General features: G+C 44.9%; 13 protein-coding genes. 8 read left to right on the top strand and 5 right to left on the bottom strand.

Going from position 1 to position 17740, the window contains the following annotated elements; genetic code table 11:
* Window positions 1–21 precede the first annotated feature (21 nt).
* From AC59GT_RS20455 to AC59GT_RS20445, 3 genes are all read left to right on the top strand, one after another.
* Entirely contained in the window at window positions 22–465 is a 444-nt protein-coding gene (locus tag AC59GT_RS20455; protein ID WP_497239388.1) for a DoxX family protein, read from the top strand.
* A 41-nt stretch (window positions 466–506) separates the two neighbouring features.
* Complete coding sequence (locus tag AC59GT_RS20450) at window positions 507–1205, top strand: Crp/Fnr family transcriptional regulator (RefSeq protein ID WP_497239387.1); 699 nt, start codon at window positions 507–509, stop codon at window positions 1203–1205.
* A 140-nt stretch (window positions 1206–1345) separates the two neighbouring features.
* Complete coding sequence (locus AC59GT_RS20445) at window positions 1346–2749, top strand: TlpA family protein disulfide reductase (protein ID WP_497239386.1); 1404 nt, start codon at window positions 1346–1348, stop codon at window positions 2747–2749.
* A 4-nt stretch (window positions 2750–2753) separates the two neighbouring features.
* On the opposite strand, the gene AC59GT_RS20440 is transcribed toward AC59GT_RS20445, so the two are convergent.
* Both AC59GT_RS20440 and AC59GT_RS20435 read right to left on the bottom strand, forming a co-directional pair.
* Window positions 2754–3881 (bottom strand): acyltransferase family protein, encoded by a 1128-nt coding sequence (locus AC59GT_RS20440; RefSeq protein WP_497239385.1) that lies wholly within the window; start codon window positions 3879–3881, stop codon window positions 2754–2756.
* Between the two features lie 120 nt (window positions 3882–4001).
* Window positions 4002–4730, bottom strand: coding sequence for a hypothetical protein (locus tag AC59GT_RS20435; RefSeq protein WP_497239384.1), 729 nt, complete (start codon window positions 4728–4730; stop codon window positions 4002–4004).
* A 232-nt stretch (window positions 4731–4962) separates the two neighbouring features.
* Between AC59GT_RS20435 and AC59GT_RS20430 the strand changes: the two genes are divergently transcribed.
* The 4 genes from AC59GT_RS20430 (at window position 4963) to AC59GT_RS20415 (ending at window position 12979) form a co-directional block, all read left to right on the top strand.
* On the top strand, window positions 4963–5184 hold the full coding sequence (locus tag AC59GT_RS20430) for a hypothetical protein (RefSeq protein WP_497239383.1): 222 nt from the start codon (window positions 4963–4965) through the stop codon (window positions 5182–5184).
* Window positions 5185–5441: 257 nt separating this feature from the next.
* Window positions 5442–8537 carry a TonB-dependent receptor gene (locus tag AC59GT_RS20425; RefSeq protein WP_497239382.1) on the top strand — a complete coding sequence of 1032 codons (3096 nt, stop codon included), beginning with the start codon at window positions 5442–5444 and terminating at the stop codon, window positions 8535–8537.
* A 364-nt stretch (window positions 8538–8901) separates the two neighbouring features.
* Window positions 8902–11688, top strand: coding sequence for a TonB-dependent receptor (locus tag AC59GT_RS20420; protein WP_497239381.1), 2787 nt, complete (start codon window positions 8902–8904; stop codon window positions 11686–11688).
* Between the two features lie 28 nt (window positions 11689–11716).
* On the top strand, window positions 11717–12979 hold the full coding sequence (locus AC59GT_RS20415; protein ID WP_497239380.1) for a right-handed parallel beta-helix repeat-containing protein: 1263 nt from the start codon (window positions 11717–11719) through the stop codon (window positions 12977–12979).
* A 57-nt stretch (window positions 12980–13036) separates the two neighbouring features.
* Here AC59GT_RS20415 and AC59GT_RS20410 read toward each other — a convergent pair whose 3' ends face one another.
* The 3 genes from AC59GT_RS20410 to AC59GT_RS20400 all read right to left on the bottom strand — a co-directional run bounded on the left by AC59GT_RS20410 (window position 13037) and on the right by AC59GT_RS20400 (window position 16801).
* Window positions 13037–13642, bottom strand: a complete 606-nt coding sequence (locus AC59GT_RS20410; RefSeq protein WP_497239379.1) for a DUF1684 domain-containing protein — start codon at window positions 13640–13642, stop codon at window positions 13037–13039.
* 23 nt (window positions 13643–13665) lie between these two features.
* Window positions 13666–15531 carry an LTA synthase family protein gene (locus AC59GT_RS20405; protein WP_497239378.1) on the bottom strand — a complete coding sequence of 622 codons (1866 nt, stop codon included), beginning with the start codon at window positions 15529–15531 and terminating at the stop codon, window positions 13666–13668.
* 67 nt (window positions 15532–15598) lie between these two features.
* A complete protein-coding gene (locus AC59GT_RS20400; protein ID WP_497239377.1) occupies window positions 15599–16801 on the bottom strand; it encodes an aminotransferase class V-fold PLP-dependent enzyme in 1203 nt (400 codons plus the stop codon).
* A gap of 227 nt (window positions 16802–17028) precedes the next feature.
* Here AC59GT_RS20400 and AC59GT_RS20395 point away from each other — a divergent pair, with 227 nt between their 5' ends.
* Entirely contained in the window at window positions 17029–17652 is a 624-nt protein-coding gene (locus AC59GT_RS20395) for a hypothetical protein (RefSeq protein WP_497239376.1), read from the top strand.
* Window positions 17653–17740: the final 88 nt, after the last annotated feature.

The following is a 17740-nucleotide window of genomic DNA, read 5'->3' as shown; positions in this document are numbered from 1 at the left end:
CCGTATATTAATAACTGTAATATGAAGATGTTTAAAAAAGCAGCGGAGTGGGGAGATACTCACCACCCTGTTATACTTGATGTTTTCCGGTTACTATTGGGGCTGTTTTTAGTACTTAAAGGCTACGCTTTTCTTCAAAATCAGCAATTTTTGGCGGATGCGGTAAGAGCGATTAATAGGTTAAGTTTACCGGCGTGGATGTTTTCTGCTATCATGTTCTACGTAATTTTTGTACATATGGCAGGTGGCTTATTCATTTTTTTGGGAATTTATACGCGTGTGGCAGCTCTGTTTCAATTACCGGTTATTGCAGGAGCTATAATGGTTGCCGGGAACTTAAAGTCTGATCTGAATAGCAACTTATGGTTGTCTGTTTTATGCCTTGCGTTTCTGCTTCTTTTTATACTTATAGGCTCGGGTCCGCTCTCGGTTGATTATGTTGCTAAAGAAATAGAGTCGAAATAAACCACGACATTTCTACTTTTGCGAGCTATTGATGTAAACCAATGAAAAATATAAAGGGTGTTTGTGATGTTAACAGGTGTTACCTATGCAGTAATTGCAGTAAAGACTGGGCAATGGCTATTGCATCTCACAAACAAAATTACGAGGTAAAGAAAGGCCAGCATATTTTTAAAGAAGGCGAGCCGGTTACAAGGCTCTTTTTTGTTTATTCAGGTAAGATAAAAACACATAAACGCTGGGATTCAGAAAAAGAGTTGATCATTCGTTTTGCTAAGCCCGGCGATATACTGGGCCACATGGGTTTGGGGAACGATCCTGTATATCCCGTAACTACCACTGCGCTGGAAAATTCTATAATATGTTCTGTCGACCTTAACTTTTTTGAGTCTACTTTAAACGTTAATCCTAAGCTAACCTATTCGTTGATGAAGCTTTTCGCTGACGAATTGCAAGAGTCTGAAAGACGAATGCGGAACCTTGTTCATATGCCGGTTAGGGAAAGAATAGCGTTAGCTTTATTAAACCTTAAAAAGCAGTTTGGAACAAACGACTTGGGTTTTATAAATATCGAGTTATCGCGACAAGATCTATCATCTTTCGCCGCGGTGGCTTATGAAACCTTGTTTAAAGTGATGAATGATTTTCAAGTAAATAATTGGGTTGAAACAGATGGTAAAAGCATTAAAATAGTCGATGCGAAACAGTTGGAAGCTTTAACGGTCGACAAAATTACAGTTTGATAATGGCGTCGTCTAGGTGAACTTAACATACTATTAACCGTGAATTATGTTATTCACTAAATAGCTAAACTCCGAAATATAAATGTTCAAGATATTTACAAGTTAATCGTGCAAGTAGAACTAAATTCTTAGTTTTACATATGCGATTATTGCTACTTACATCAATCCTGTGTTTATACCTGCCGGTTGCTTGGGCGCAGCAAACGGGTACGGCAACTAATAATAAAGGGCTGGTGAGCCTTAAAGGTATAGATGCTTTTACCACAATAGAAAACCACACTACCGACACGCTAAGGCTAAAAGGGACTATTTACTATTATCTACCGGTATCAGAGAAGGGCGTTGAAGCGGTTATTGCGCCGGGTAAGTCTGCAACGTTTCGCACCCAAATGAATTACCCGGATTTCATCCGGTTTAGTTCGTTACCGTTCAGGGTGTTTAATGCGCCGGGAAAAACAGTAAAGTGTACCGTCGAAAGTACATCGCCATTAAACCTGTCCTTTACAGGCGACCTTCAGCAGGAGAATAACTATTACCACGCCTACTTCACCGTAGCAAAAAGCAACCAAACCTACTATGCAGCCGGTGCCCAAGTGGATAACTTCAACCAGTTCCCATCAATCGCAGACTCAATAAATCAGATCAACCTTAACTTTTTAAACGGCTACAGCTCTCCGCTTTCAACAGACTTTAAGAAATGTGAGTACTGGCGATTGATGTATAACAATGCCTTTCTTAAGCATCACGTTTTGTTTGACAAAGCGTTTAAAACGGGCCGGGAAATAGAAGTGGACAGTAGCTACTATCGATTTGACAAGGAGATTCCGATGGTGAACGAAGATGTCACCATCAGTTCTGAATATCTATGGTATGCCGTATTCCGGATGAGGCACCTGGCACTGGCAAAAAGCAAAATCGATTCGTTGCTTTCTACTAATATGCTTGCTGCTGCGCAGGAAGTTTATGGAACCAGCAAGACCGGCGATGTAGTTAAAATGCGCCTTTTATATGATGTTTATGCCCGATCAAAGCAGAATTACGATAAGCTGCTTAGCCGCGTTGCGTTTTCAGATCCTGCAAGCAAGCAAATTCTTGACTCTGTTAGCAACGCCAGGTTCTCCCTGCCGACAGTAGGTAGGGCGGCGCCGGGTTTTAAGCTTGTGAACTTAAATGGAGATACAGTATCGCTGTCGTACTTTAAAGGTCAGCTGGTGATGATAAACTTTTGGGCCGGATGGTGCGCGCCTTGCATAAAAGAATTTCCGGCGGAGAACAAGTTGTCGGCAGCTTATAGCACCAGCAAAAAACTGATTGTTATAAATGTTTGCATAGAAACAACGGCCGAAGTGTGGAAGAGCCTAACGGCAAAGCATCAGCTAGCCATGGTAAATCTTTTTGCTGATGAAAAGCAGGTTGCCAGTCTGAAACGGAGGTACAACATTTCCGGCCTTCCGAAAAGTGTGCTGATTGATGCCGATATGAAGATCATCAGCAACAATTTTAAACGGGCCAGCGAGGTGCAGTTAAGCGACCTTGAAAATTAAATGTTTAATGTTGCGTGATCTTTGCGAAACGCTTTTTTAAGTTGAGGAAGTATTTCTCCAGTGTGTAATAAGAGAGAGCTGCCAACATAATAGCCAGGATGTAGCTGGCCACGTAAATTATTACGTTCTGCAAGTAATAGTTCATGTTCGGCATATAGTTTTTAGTGAGCCAAAGCATGAGGTAAACCGGGAATTTATGCAGCAGGTATATGCCGTAAGATATTTCACCGATAAACATCAGCTTCTTGTTGGTAAGGTTATAAATGCTGGTCTCCGTTTCGCATAGGTTTACAATTAGCAAAGCCGCAATAGCTGCTATAACGAGGTCACCTTCGGGCATATTGCGCACGATGTACAGATAGATAACGCCCAGCAAAGCTATTGAAAGCAGCACCTGTACATACTTGTTAAACATAATGTTGAATAAGCCCTGCAGCTTAAATTTGAAGTGCTGATGCTTGGTGTTAAAGTAAATTACCGCTACAATAGCACCCATCATCATGTTATCAAAACGCATGTAGTAGGTGAGCTGGCTCAGGGCGTGCATCTCATCGCTCCGGTGCTGAAAGTGCCTTATCACCTGTACCAGCGCCAAAAACAGGATCATGAAAATAATAAGCGCGTGAAAGATCTGGCGCGTAGTTTTAAATTTAAAAAAGTGGGGGTGGAAGATGTAAAATTGTTCTTCGGTACCAATTGACCATATGGGATCAAACAGGGCCGGTATTATTTTCAGGGCAAACGCAAGGTTAGGCAAAAAGAAGATGGCCATTACAAATGGTTTCGCATGTGGCCAGTAAACCAGCAAACCGATAAATACCACCACGTAGTAAAGTGGCCATATACGCAGTATACGGCGCATGTAAAATGCGGGCATACTTACCTTTTGAAAGTTTAGCTTTTCTTCCAGCAGGAGGTAAGTTATTAGAAAGCCGCTGAGCGAAAAGAATATTGATACACCCACCCGGCCAAGGCTGGTAAGCGGGAAGAAGTCAATTGCAGTAAGATGAAAATCCTGCTTGCCAAGTTCTATATGGGCTATCACCACCAACAACGCTGCTATGGCCCTTACACCATTAAGATTTGGAAAGTAAACTCTTGATTTTTTTTGAGGTTTTACAGCATCGGCCATTGGTGAATCTGATTGCAAAGCGCTTTATCGCCCGTTCACCGAAAATATGTAAAATTTAAATCAGGTCGTTAACATCGACACACAAAATTTCTATTCATTTTTTTAGAGTTCAAATGCTTCTTATTTGGTGCCGTCATTGCCTTTTACCGCTTTGTTATAAGCATCCAGGCTTTTATTTAGCGTCTGACCCTTTTGATGAATGCACTCGCAAAATATCTTACATGCACCCGGGTTAGCACTGTCCTTACACTGGAGATTACAATCAGATAGGGTATTGCGGGGCATAATGCTAAACATATGTGTTAGTGCAAATACCACTATGGCAACGGTTGCAACTACCCCGGCAAAGAAAGCTTTAGGAAAGCTGTTACTATATTCAGATGGACTTGTGCTCCTGGTGAACGGCGGGGTATTAAAAGGCAGTATGTACTTTATCCTGTCATAATACCAGCATATAAGAAACAGACAGGATATCACCATTAGGGGAGATGTGATCAGCGAACCTTCAAAACGTACTGATAACGAAAGCACGCATATATTCAGGATGATAGGTAGATATAACAGTACTCCCAAAACTGCGGTGCGCGGAATAAGAATCAAAACCGCGGCCGTTACCTGTGCAACGCCAATAAAGGTGTAGTAAAAACCAGTATGATAAAGTGCTTCCAGATAAGCACCCATAGGATGATTGTTGGACAATGAGGTGAACCGTTCGCCCATTATCTTTATAAAGCCTGAAAGCAGGAAGCCCCACGCCAGCGCCACACGGTTAAAGGTGGCAAAGTAACGCATCCACCTGTTGTGCGTTGCTTGTGCATGTAACTTGTCCAGAACAGTTGAGATTTGCATGATTATTATTTAAAGAACTTTGTAATTCAAAGTAAATGCAAATTTTTTCATCCTGCAACTATCATCAACAACTTTTTTGTTGAAATACCAACTACAACGTTTTCGAAGATTAGTCTATTAATTTTGTAGTTATTATTATACCTTTAGTTTACCAATTATCTATTAAGAAAATATTCGTGGTTATTCTACAAATGGTTAGTAAACCTTTTGTGAGCCTTGTACCTGCACCCAGATGGAGAATGAAGATCGTATACTAGAGTTATCAGCCAGGAAACTGGCTCAGGAGGCTACGGGTACTGAGCTGGGTGAATTGGCCAATCTGCTTAAAGACAACACCGTTGCTATCGAGCTTTCTCATTTTTTGTTTAACAGCCGGGCTGTAGAAAAGCAAATTCCGGAGGAGGAGAGCCGCCGGCTTTTTGCCAGGGTGCTGAGCAATATTAATCATCAGTAGGAGTCCGGCTACTTCAATAAATTATCTAAATACCTTCAAAAATTATCATTTTGTTAAATAGTAACCAGAACTAGTGTAGATTTAACACTTAGTTGATGATTTAACTATCAAAAGGTAATCTTTCAAAAACTTTCGCTTAACACGTTTGCGGCACCTTCGCCCCAAACAAAAACGATCACATGTTAAGCGCAAACAAAGGTTTTCTAAAAAAATTATACCTCTCAGGTATTTTCAGCGTGCTATTTGTACTTCAAACAATGGCACAAACGAACTTAGCCGGTATATCCGGTAAAGTAACAGGCCCGGGCGGCGAGGTTTTACCAAACGCCACTATCACCGTTAAAAACGAGTCGACAGGCTTCTCTATTAAATCAACCTCTAACTCTGCCGGCGCGTTCCTGTTAAAGGAACTTCCGCTGGGCTCACCTTACAGTATTACTGTAGAGGCTATGGGCATGACCGCTCAAAAGCAAACAGGATACTCGCTAAATCAGGGCGACCTGTTGCAGGTAACCTTTGCCATGCAGAACAAGGTAAACGAACTTAATGTGGTAGAAATTAAATCTCCGGCCCTGCGCAACAAGGTAGAGAACATTGGTTCTTCTACAGCGGTAACTGCAAAGGACATTGCTAAACTACCCGTAAACGGACGTAACTTTAGCTCGCTGGCAGATCTTTCTCCACTAAGCGCAGGCAGCAGCCTTAACGGCCAATTGGCATCTGCAACCAACTATACTATTGATGGTATGCAAGCGCGCGGTACGATATCTGGCGGTTTGCCAACCGGTGCTTACTCTATATCGCTGGAAGCGGTGAGGGAGTTCCAGGTGGTTACCAACCAGTATGACGTCACTTACGGTAATGCAGGTGGCGGTACTATCAGTACAGTAACTAAATCAGGTACCAACGTATTATCCGGAAGCGCGTTCACTTACGGCCGTGCAAACTGGCTTTCCAGCCCTTATGGTCTTAACGGATTGAAACGTAACCAGTCGTTCTCTACTTACCAGTACGGGTTCTCGTTAGGCGGCCCAATCGTGAAAGATAAAGCGCAGTTCTTCATAGCGTGGGATCACCAGGCCGATTCACGCCCGCTGTATATTGCCAACATACAGTCGGCAGATGATGAGAAACGCTACAATGTTACCCAGGCTACATTGGATAATTACCTGTCAATTGCCCGTTCGAAATATGGCGTGGCCAACACACCGCAGTTTGGCCAGTTTGATAAGTTCAAGAACACTCACGCAGGCTTTGCCCGTATAGACTGGCAGATCAACTCAAAAAACCTGTTCACCATTCGTGATAACTTCATTTACGACTTGGATAACCAGTCTGACGGAGACAACACCTCTATCAATATTTACGAAGTATACAGCACCCGCAAGAGCATGAACAACAGCATCATGGCATCTTTGCGTAGCATACTCAGCCCAACCTTAACCAACGAGTTAAAAATTCAGCACTATTGGGAGTACAACAAGCTGTTTGCTAACAGCCAGCTGCCTGCAGACAACATCCCGCGTGCTATTGTACAGAACATATCTTCTGCAGCGGCGGATGGCTCAACTTATACAACTGCTATACAATTAGGCGGTCAGCGTTATGGCGGCGACTACTTCAACAATAACGTAGTACAGCTTACTAACAACCTATATTGGACCAAAGGCAAGTATAACTTTACCTTTGGTGGTGGTTTGTCGTTCACCAATCAAAACTCAATCTACGGCAGCGAGATAAACGGTCGCTTTTACTTTACCGGCCTCACCAACTTTGACAACCTTACCCCATACCGTTATGCAAGGGATATTTACACTTCAGACGACCGCAATATAAAATTCAACATACTTGCGCCTAACCTTTATGCACAGGTGCAAACATCACTGTTCCCGGGTTTCGACCTTACAGCTGGTGTTCGTTTAGACTACACCGATTATCTGGACAGGGCAAACTACAACCCGGTTGTCGACCGTACACTGGGCCTTAACACCTCCAACAAGCTTACCACGCTGCAGGTGCAGCCAAGGGTACAGGCTACCTGGGATGTTGGCCAGAACGGCAGGGACATTATCCGCGTAGGTGGTGGTATTTTAGGTTCAGCCTTGAACCCGTACTCCATGATTAACAATATGTTGTTTGATGGCAGCCACATCCTGAGTGTTGACCTTACCGGTAACCTGGTGCCTAAGCCAAACTTTCCGGCTTACCGCGCAGACCCTAATTCTGCCCCCGGCGCGGACTTGCTGGCTAACGCTAACATACCTAAGCTGGCTACCATTAACATGAATGGTAAGGATGCTAAAGTGCCGACGGTTTATAAAGCCAATGCATCTTACTCGCACTTCTTTGCACAGAACTTCCGCGTGACTTTAAGCGGTTACCTAAGCCTTGGCCGTAACAACTACACCTACCTGGATAAAAACATGGTGGACGCACCTTACTTCCGCATAGCTGCTGAAGATAACAGGGGTGTGTATGTGCCTGCAAACACCATTAATGCCACCAATGGCTCGGCCGATTGGACACAGGGTCGTAAAACCACCGAGGTAGGCCGCGTGCTGGAGCTGCAGAGCATAGGCAGAGTAAACCAAATGGCCTTTGTAATGGATGCCTACTACAGGTACTACAAACAGGGGGAGATCTCGGTATCATACACCTGGAACCAAACTAAAGACAATACTTCATACAATGGTAACGTAGCCAACACTGCCACGCTGAACCAGTATGTAAAGGATGATCCGCGTAATCTTGGTCCGTTGAGCTACTCTGATAACCACTTCCGTAGCAAGATAGTTGCTTACGGCAGCTCGCCAACCTTCCACGGCTTTAGCGCAGGTGTAAGGTTCTCTGGCCTTGCCGGTACCCGTTATTCAATGGTGGTGAATGGTAACGTTAACGGCGACTTTGTTGCCAGCAACGACCTTGCTTACATATACGACCCGAATGCTGCGTCTACACCGCAATACCTTAAGGATGGTATCAATGCTATCCTGAACAACCCTAAGGTAGAGGAGAGCATGAAAACGTACCTCCGCAACAGCTTTGGCAAAATTGCAGAGCGTAATGGCGGTGTAAATCCTTTTTATGGCGTAGTTGATTTAAGGTTGCTTAAAAAGCTAAACATCTATAAGAAACAGTATCTTGAGTTATCTGTCGATTTGTTCAACGTAGCCAACTTGCTTAACAAAGAGTGGGGTGTAAACCACAACGTTGGTACAACATCGGTATACACTATCAAGAACTTTGATGCTGCTGCTAAACAGTACGGGTACTCCGTTAACACCAATGCCGGTGTATCAAACCTAAGCGGTAACCCTTATCAGTTCCAGATTGGCGTGAGATACGGCTTCTAAACAATAAGCTAATAATTATATAAGCGGGGCTGCTCTTAAAGGGCAGCCCCCTTTTTTTGATGGAGACAGCCACTGTCACATTCCTGTTGCAGTAATTTCCTTTTACCTCAATATCTTTCTTGTAAATTAATCTTTATATTAATTTATTTGGTTAACATGTAATTAACATAAATATAACGAAAGTATAACGGGCTTGTGAATGGTGTATATTTATCTGTATAACAGATAGTTATATAGTAAATTTTACTTTTAAAATCCGTTCTGCCCGTCTGTAAAGCACTCCCTTATTTCCTATCTGTTTTAATGTCCTCACCTTTGCGCCTGAATTTCAGCCCCAGGTAAGTACGACACTATTAACAGAGAAATGAATAAACTTTTACAGCTCCTTTTCCCCCTATTATTTTGTACAATAGCAGCAAGTGCCGGCAATATTAAAGGCCATGTATATGACAAAAACACCGGCGAACCGCTTGTTGGTGCAACCGTCACTTTAGATAAAGCAAGTAAAGCCACAAGCACCGGTCTGGACGGCTCATTCGAATTGAAGAACGTACCCGAAGGTGCTGCAACCCTGCGCGTTTCGTATATAACATACAAAACAGTTTCGCGCGAGGTAAACGTAACACCGGCTACAACAACTATAAAGATATACCTGGAACCTGGTGGTAAGGACCTGCAGGAGGTGACCGTGCGCGCCAGCAATGTTAACGGAGCCAGCGACAGGGACGCACGCCGGATAGAGCAAAACGCCAACCAGGTGATGAACATTGTTTCCGGCAAAGCCATTGAGGTATCGCCTGACCTTACTGTAGCCAACGTTATGCAGCGTGTTTCAGGGGTATCAATCGAGCGTAACAGTAATGGCGATGGCCAGTACGCTATACTGCGCGGTATGGATAAACGCTATAACTATACGCTGGTGAATGGCGTGAAAATTCCCAGTCCTGATAACAAGTACCGCTACGTACCGCTTGACCTTTTCCCATCGGACCTGCTGGACCGTTTAGAGGTTTACAAAACCCTTACGCCAAACCTGGAAGGTGATGCGGTTGGCGGCGTAGTTAACATGGTGATGAAGAACGCGCCGGATCACTTCCAGATCAACGCTAATATAGCTGGCGGTTACAATCAACTGTTCTTTGATCGCAACTTTACAAGCTACGATGCATCAGGCATTAGCCATAAATCACCTTACGAAATAAACGGCCGTACTTACAACGCCACCCAAGCCGATTTTGCAAAAGGTACGCTCGATTACACCTCCAAAAAGCCGGCACCCAATGTTGTCGGCAGCATGTCTATTGGTCAGCGGTTCTTTGATAGTAAACTGGGTGTTATAGTAGCGGGCAGCTACCAGAACACCTACCGCGGCAGCAACAGCACATTCTACAATTCTTCTGTTGATGCAACGGATACTTATGCCAAGATCACGAGCCAAATCTACCGCGAGTATTCCGAGCAGCAGAAACGTTTAGGTTTGCACGGAAAGGTCGATTACGTTTTTGACAAGAACAACAAGATCAGCCTTTACAATGTGTACGTAAACCTTAAAAATCAGCAGCTACGCGATCAGGTAAATACCACCTACAACAACATATACACAGCAAGCGGCGGTGACAATGCCGAACTGGTTTACAGCACCCGCAGCAGGTTAACAGAGCAACTGATATACAACACCACGCTGCATGGCGATCATAAGTTTTTTGACGGCAAGTTTAAAGTACAATGGTCTGGTGTGTATTCATCAGCTCAAAACGAAGTTCCGGATAATACCACGATAAGCTTGAACGGCTTACGTACCAATGGGGTGGATAGCCGTTTGTCGCTGGTAAACACCAACCCGGTTGAGCGCCGCTGGGAACGCAATACAGATGAAGACAAGGCCGGTTACCTGGACTTGACTTACACTGTTAAAAGCGGCGAAAACAAGATAGACTTTATGGCCGGCGGTTTATACCGCGATAAGCAACGCAGCAGCTTCTTTAACAAATATAACCTCTTTACGCCGCTTAAAGCTGACGGTAAAGCGCCATTGTACGGAGTAGATTTCCAGAACTACACCGATCTTAACCTTACGGTGAGCAACCCACAGGGTGGCGTTGCCAACTCGCTTACCTATGATGCTTCTGAGAAAACCGGTGCCGGTTATGGCATGTTCAAGCTTACATCAGATAAGCTAGAGGTAATTGCAGGTGCAAGGGTAGAGCATACCGATCAGGGTTATAGCCTTTTATTTCCTCAAGGCGAATCGCGGCCTACCGGCAGCCAGGTGTACACCGACGTTTTGCCAAGTGCAACAGTTAAGTACCACCTTACAGATAAGGCACAGCTACATGCATCTTATTACAAAGCACTAAACCGCCCTGGTTTTTATGAGATAGTGCCAAGCAAGGTAGTTAATGAGGAGTACGAGGAACGCGGTAACCCGGACCTTAAACGTTCCCTTGCAGATAACTACGATCTGCGTTACGAATTGTTCCCGGGTGCATCAGAGCAGTTATTGGTAGGTGCGTTCTACAAACGGATAAAAGATCCTATAGAGTACACCTTCCAGCCGGATGCTGTACGCGGTCAGGATATCTATTACACACCAGGCAACTTTGGTACAGCCAACAACTACGGCGCGGAGATAGATTATATTAAGTTCTTCAACAAGATTGGTGTTAAGGCAAACTACACCTACACGCATTCGCGTATCACTACGCCAAAAACGTCAAGAAGGATAAACTCTGCAACGGGCGACATCGAATCGTTCCTGGTGAATCAGTCACGTCCGCTTTATGGGCAGTCTGAACACATCGCAAACTTATCTGTGCTGTACAAGGACACGAAACATGGCTGGGATGTGCAGTTGGCAGGCGCTTATACCGGTCCGCGCATTAATACAGTATCGCAATTCCTGAACAATGACTTATGGCAGAAAGGCTTTATCCAGGTAGATGCATCTGCCGAAAAGCGTTTCAGGAACAACGTTAGCGTATTTGTTAAGGCAGGTAACATCGCGAACACACCTGCTAAGCTTTACATAAAAGGTACAAACCCCGCCAATAATGATGTTAAAGAAAAGCTGGTATCTAACGGGCAGACTTTGATACGCGCAGATTATTACGGACAAAGCTATTTGCTGGGTGTGAGATATAAGTTCAACTAAGGGTAAGACATCATTTAATAAGAGAGATATGAAATTGAAACAAATATTAGCAGCGTTAGCAATAAGCGCAGTAGCCTTAAGCAGCTGCGAGAAGGCCAACAAGTATGTAGATACTACACCCGAGAACGGTTCCGCAATTGGAGAGGTATCCGGCGTGTGGACCAAGAACAGCGTGCATGAAATTAAAGGCGATATAATTATACCGGAGGGAAAAAGCCTTACAATAGAAGAAGGTGTAACCGTATTAATGGATGTAACTGCCAAGCCGGAGATTGTGGTTAAAGGTAACCTATACTCGTTAGGTACCCTTGATAAACCAATAAAGTTTACGGTAAGTGATGCTTACCGCACTGCTGAAAATAAGTTTGGCAAACTGTGGGGCGGCATACTTGCGGCGCCAACCTGTGCCGAACTGGTGCTTGACCACACAATTATTGAGTATGGTGGTGCAACTACTTCAGATGCATCAACATCGGTAAAGATGGGCTTATACAAAGCAGTTGCCGGCGAAAACTTGCCTGCTCTTTGGTTCTCTAATGTTAACGGAAAGCTGATTGTAGTGAACAGCACTTTCCGCAATTTACAGGAAGACTGTACTTACATTGAGGGTGGCAAGATCATCTTTGCGAACAATACCTTCTACACTACAGGTGTGAGCGGCGGCGAAGCCATGAACTTTAAATCGGGCTGCTTGGCCGACGTTGCTTACAATGTTGTTTACAGCACCAACACCAACGCGTTAAAGCTATCAAACGCCGGCGACCGTACCCCACAGGCTTACATTATCGCCTACAACAACACCATGGTGAACACGGGCTGGAGAAGGCCGACGGCTAAAGGTGGTTCGGTTTGGCTGGAAGCTACCGTGCGTGCCGATCTTTACAATAACCTTTTCGCAAACACCCGTTTCGGTGTGAAACGCGATCCGAAGAAACCGGAGGACAACCGCAGCAAATACAGCAACAATTATTACTATGGTTATGATCAGGCTACGGTTGATCAGTTCCAGCCGGGCAAGAACGACGTAGTTGCCGGTGTTAATGATGTTAAAGGGACAAAGGCAGGCGAGAACGATCCTAAATTTGTTAACTACCCTTTAACTACGGCGGTAAGTAACGCTGATTACGACACCAATTGGGATTTTCACCTGCAAGGTAGTTCACCGGCCTTGAACAAAGGCACGCTGAATTTTACACGCCATCACAAAGCAGGTATTACGCTTACAAATGGCATAACCTACACATCGCCGGAACCTGCGCTGTATGTTGGCGCGTTTGGTACAAAGTTCTAAAGAATACAAACAAAACTGAATAACTGGAGGCCGGCAAGTAATTGCCGGCTTTCTTTTTTAGTGTTTCTTTCCGCCTGCGAAATTTTGCTCGCCTGCTTCTATTTTCAGCGGCAGCTTGTTCTCATCCGGAGGTTTTGGGCAGGAGTACCCGCTGGCGAACGCGCAGTACGGATTATATGCTTTGTTAAAGTCGAGCACCAGCATGTTGTTCTTAATGTCCTGCGTGCTCAGGTCAATGTACCTGCCGCCTGCATAAGTTTCAGCACCGTTGGTTTCATCTGTAAAAGGCAGGAACAAGTAATTGGCATATTGCGCTGTTTTGGCAAGTGCCGTGCTCTTGTATAGGGTAAGTTGCAGAGGTTTGCCTTTAAGCGTAAACTTTAGGGTGGCATACCGCACATACTCCCGTTCGGTACCGCTGAATACCGGCATCATAAACAACGCTTCGTTATTTAGTACCTCCACCTGCGCGGTAACGCTGTAAGTGCTGTCGGCGTCGTAAAAGCGTAAAAGCGCCAGGTCTTCCTTTTTCAACGGTGAACGTGCATCGCTTAAAAAGTCTGCCTTATACTTGTTCCGGAACTCTTCTATCTGTGTTTTATGGTCCTGTCCAAAGCCGTTAAGGCTAAGCATAATAAGAATAGCAAGGAAGAGGTTCTTCATAGTTTTAGCTTGATGATGATCTGTTAATACTTCATATACTCGGTAAATACCTGCTGCAAAAATGCTTTACCATACAACAGCGTGCTATCTATAGTGCCCTGGGGTAGTTTACGGTTCTCTACGTAACTTATCCGCTTGCCGGCATTATCATAGGTGACAGCCTGCTGTGGTGTTTTAAAGCCCATTCCGTTGTCCCAATCAAAAAAGGCAAATGGCTTGCTGTACGGGTTCAGCAGGTTTTTAGACCACTTGAACTGTCTATGCGGAATACCCAGTTGCGCAAGCAGGGTGGCTGCCATATCGGTTTGCCCGCCTAGTTTGTTTATGTGTTTGCCACGGTATTCGGGTTTTATCACATCACCAAAAAACAACATCGGGATGTGGTACTTACGCGGATTGTATGGTTCAGAATGATCTAAAGGCAGCCTATGCCCATGGTCGGCAATCAATACAAACAGGGTGTTTTTGTACCAGGGTTGTTTCTTGGCCAGGTCAAAATATTCCTTCAGGCTGGCATCGGTGTAATAAGCCGTACTGCGGAACTTATTAGGCAGATCTTCGCCGGGGAAATGTGGTTTCACCGGGACTTCAAAGGGCTCGTGATTGCTAAGCGTTTGCACGTAACTGAAGAAAGGCTGTTGCTGCCCCGTAAGATATTGCACATTTCGCTTCAACAGCACGTCATCATGCGCGCCCCACTTCGAGTTCATCTCGTTAGCGGCAAAGTTTTTCTTGTCTACAATCTCTTTAATTCGGTGGCTCAGCAGGTAAGCCCTAAAATTCATGAATTCGCTTTCACCACCGTAGAAATAGGAGGTATGGTAATGCTCATCCGCAAATACACTGCTTAGTGCGGGCAGGTGTTCCTGTCGTGCATTATCAATTACAATGGTACGAAGGGCCTGCGACGGAAAGGCGCTCATAATGCCGATCATGCCTTTATCGGTACGGTCGCTGGTGGCGTAAATACTGTCGAACAGAACACCTTGTTTTATAAATTCCTCGAAGTTTGGCGCGTCCCCCTTTTCACCGCCAAGGGACGCGATCAGGTCTGCAGTAAAACTTTCCAGCTGAAAAACTATCACGTTGGGCCTTGTGGTGGTCAGCAGCATTTCGGTAGTGTCTTTTTTAACCGAGTACATGCTGTCTACCAATGCAGCAGCTTTATCAGGAGGCATAAACAGGTAAGGGTTCTCCGGGTTCTGCACGCTTTCAGTGGTGTTTTGCAGCAGGTTCCATTCTGTGTTTAAGGCACATTGGTTTAGTATAGGCTTATCGCTAAAATAGGCGTTGCTCTGGCTCATAGGGGCCAGCTGCAGCCCACCGCGAATAACCACCAGGTTAAGCCCGAACAGCACCACAAATATTAGCGGCTTGGCTATAAACGGAACAGATGGCTTTCTGAATTTGTAATCGATGATGTATTCTGACAGTAAAGCACCTGTTACCAGCAGGCCTATACCAATACTTAAACTTAGTGCGATAGGAGATGAGCTGCTGGAAGCCAATCCTTCTTTAGGCGCATCAAAAAAGTTGGCAAATACCCGGTAGGTAACCTTGGTGCCCCATTCCCGAAAGATGTTGAGGTTTACAATGGCTATTAAGGCTATCAAAAACAGCACGGTATATACATACACCCTTAGCCATACCGGTTTAATGTGCTTCTTAAAAAACCAGCCTATACCAAATACCAGGAGGGGGATAACAGCGATGTATCCTGCGGCCGATGCATCCATCCGCATGCCATACAAGTAAGCTTGCAGCACTTCGCCGGCGCTTACACCACGCAGGTTATCCTTAAAGTAAAGCACAAATGCAGTTCGGGTAAGAACGCCGAACACAGTCCAGAATAAAAGGAAGCGGCAAAAGCTGAGCAGGATTTTTAACATCGGGGCTCAAAATTAGGCATTTAATGTTGATGTTAAAATGCGGTTAACCTTCGCGCCGCGGTAAACGCTATGGTTTTGCTATTTCTCTCACCGCGCTGCATAGGGTCCGGATCTCCTCCTCCGTATTGTAGTAATGCACAGATGCCCTTACCGTTGCGGCAAGGTGGTGCTTGTTCATGTAAATTAGGGTGGAGATTGCTTTAGCAACAGAAACATTAATTTGCTTTACTGATAACCTTGTTTTTACTTCGGTGGCGTCCAGCCCGGCTACAGAGAAAGTAACTATTCCACATTGCATGCTGCCAATGTCATGTACGGTTATGCCGTCTATATTACGCAGCTCTGTACGCATCAAACTTGCCAGGTGTTGTATACGCATCCATATCTTATCCAGGCCTATGGCAAGCGCGTAATCAATCGCTTTACCCAGCCCAAGTGTAAGTGCACGGCTTTTCTCATACAATTCAAACCGCCGTGCATCGGGCCTTGCTTTAAAGTCATCTTCGCTTACCCACTCTGCGGCAAGGCTGTCCAACAGTATCAGCTTCAATTTGTCCTGCACGGCTTTGCGCACGTATAAAAACCCGGTGCCCCGCGGGGCGCGCAGGTATTTGCGGCCGGTTACGGACAGCATGTCGCAGCCTATCGCCTCAACATCCACCGGGAGCTGGCCTGCGCTCTGGCAAGCATCTACCAGGTAAAGGATGTTGTGCCTGCGTGCTATTTGCCCAATCTCCGCTATGGGCATCATGCTACCCGATGTAGAAGGTATGTGCGTTACCGCTATCAGTTTTGTTTGCGGATTTATGGCGTCTTCCAGCGCCTGGAGCGAGTAATCGCCGTTTTCATCGTTAGGGATAAGTGTGATCTTGATGCCGTGGTTCTTACGCGCATTTATAAAACCCATTAAATTGGTAACGTACTCCATCTCGGAGATGATCACTTCGTTCCCTTCCTTAAAGTCGATACCGTTGAACAGTAATCCCCAGCCCACACTCGCGCTCTCCACTATTGCTACTTCATCCCGGCCGGCGTTTATCAGTTGCGCAATCAGGTCATGAGTGCGGTCGAGCTCGGCGGCGTACTTCGCCTCGCTTTCGTAACCACCAAAAGTCGCTTCTTCGTCCAGGTAAGCCTTTACGGTACCTACAACAACATTTGGCGGGAAAGATGATCCCGCATTGTTAAAATGTATGCGCTGTGCGGTGCCTTTCGTTTCGGCCCGCAGCTTTGCTATTTCGGCGTCGGTAAATGGTAAGGGCTGGTTCATACGGCCAAAGTAATGGCTATATAGTTAGCAGGCAACTGTTTCTCTAAAAATGAATTTATGCAGACCCTATGATCAAGTACTTCGCAGTTTAAGATATTGAGGAACGATACCTTTGCAAAACTAATAGGAATACGTTTTAGCATTTGAGGCAGGTAACAATTGCTATCTTGAGGAGTTTATAAAAGAGCCTTACAATAAGGTTGTTCATTTACCTGACTGTTGCGATTATGAACGGTTTTTTGCTGATTTTTGAAGATCGTATAAAAGATTTTTGGGAGAAATATACCGAAGCGGAGATGCAGGAGCTCTTTGCCGATATACTTACCTATGCCAATGCCAATCCGCAGGCCTTTTTGCAGGAACTGGAACAAGTACAATTTGACCCGGTTTTGCAGCCCCTCCCTATAGTACTTGAAGCGCTTTCGAGAGATTCGGATAGGTGGGGCGAATTTTTTGTTAACCTGCTGAATACCATCCTGGTTAAAGCAAAATCGTCTGCCAATCCGCAGGAGATGGTAGATAACCTGATAGAGTTTGCGCATATAGAAACCCATCCAAAGCTATTTGTAAAGCACGTGGCAAAACGGCTGCACCAGGAACTGACCGACGATAACCTATACACCAAAAGCGCAGCCATATCCATGCTGCCCAACTACCTGGACAACCCTGTAGTAGTAGACAAAGAGGATATTATACAGGAGCTGCAAAACAAGCTCAGGAATCCTAAATGGCAGATACGCTACCTCGCCTATATCTCCCTCAAAAAGTTCAACTTACTCCCGCCGGATTACAGCTTGTCGTTTACGGATAAGCTGCTGAGAATGTATAAGGGCAGGCCGCTTACGTATTAATGGTAAATGTTTAATAAGCCGTTGTTAGTCTCACTTTAACGAAGTTATATTACGTAGGGCCACAAAACGTTAAATTTAGTTAATGGCT

This window comes from Mucilaginibacter sp. 320_HR, from assembly GCF_059691875.1.
Note: the sequence above shows the minus strand (reverse complement) of the source record. Positions and strands in the feature narration are given on the sequence as shown.

What these genes read in the sequence shown, in the direction of transcription:
- AC59GT_RS20450 (WP_497239387.1), top strand. Translation starts at nt 507, where the DNA reads ATGAAAAATATAAAGGGTGTTTGTGATGTTAACAGGTGTTACCTATGC.
- AC59GT_RS20425 (WP_497239382.1), top strand. Translation starts at nt 5,442, where the DNA reads ATGGCACAAACGAACTTAGCCGGTATATCCGGTAAAGTAACAGGCCCG.
- AC59GT_RS20405 (WP_497239378.1), bottom strand. Translation starts at nt 15,531, where the DNA reads ATGTTAAAAATCCTGCTCAGCTTTTGCCGCTTCCTTTTATTCTGGACT.
- AC59GT_RS20440 (WP_497239385.1), bottom strand. Translation starts at nt 3,881, where the DNA reads ATGGCCGATGCTGTAAAACCTCAAAAAAAATCAAGAGTTTACTTTCCA.
- AC59GT_RS20415 (WP_497239380.1), top strand. Translation starts at nt 11,717, where the DNA reads ATGAAATTGAAACAAATATTAGCAGCGTTAGCAATAAGCGCAGTAGCC.
- AC59GT_RS20420 (WP_497239381.1), top strand. Translation starts at nt 8,902, where the DNA reads ATGAATAAACTTTTACAGCTCCTTTTCCCCCTATTATTTTGTACAATA.
- AC59GT_RS20400 (WP_497239377.1), bottom strand. Translation starts at nt 16,801, where the DNA reads ATGAACCAGCCCTTACCATTTACCGACGCCGAAATAGCAAAGCTGCGG.
- AC59GT_RS20395 (WP_497239376.1), top strand. Translation starts at nt 17,029, where the DNA reads ATGAACGGTTTTTTGCTGATTTTTGAAGATCGTATAAAAGATTTTTGG.
- AC59GT_RS20430 (WP_497239383.1), top strand. Translation starts at nt 4,963, where the DNA reads ATGGAGAATGAAGATCGTATACTAGAGTTATCAGCCAGGAAACTGGCT.
- AC59GT_RS20435 (WP_497239384.1), bottom strand. Translation starts at nt 4,730, where the DNA reads ATGCAAATCTCAACTGTTCTGGACAAGTTACATGCACAAGCAACGCAC.
- AC59GT_RS20455 (WP_497239388.1), top strand. Translation starts at nt 22, where the DNA reads ATGAAGATGTTTAAAAAAGCAGCGGAGTGGGGAGATACTCACCACCCT.
- AC59GT_RS20410 (WP_497239379.1), bottom strand. Translation starts at nt 13,642, where the DNA reads ATGAAGAACCTCTTCCTTGCTATTCTTATTATGCTTAGCCTTAACGGC.
- AC59GT_RS20445 (WP_497239386.1), top strand. Translation starts at nt 1,346, where the DNA reads ATGCGATTATTGCTACTTACATCAATCCTGTGTTTATACCTGCCGGTT.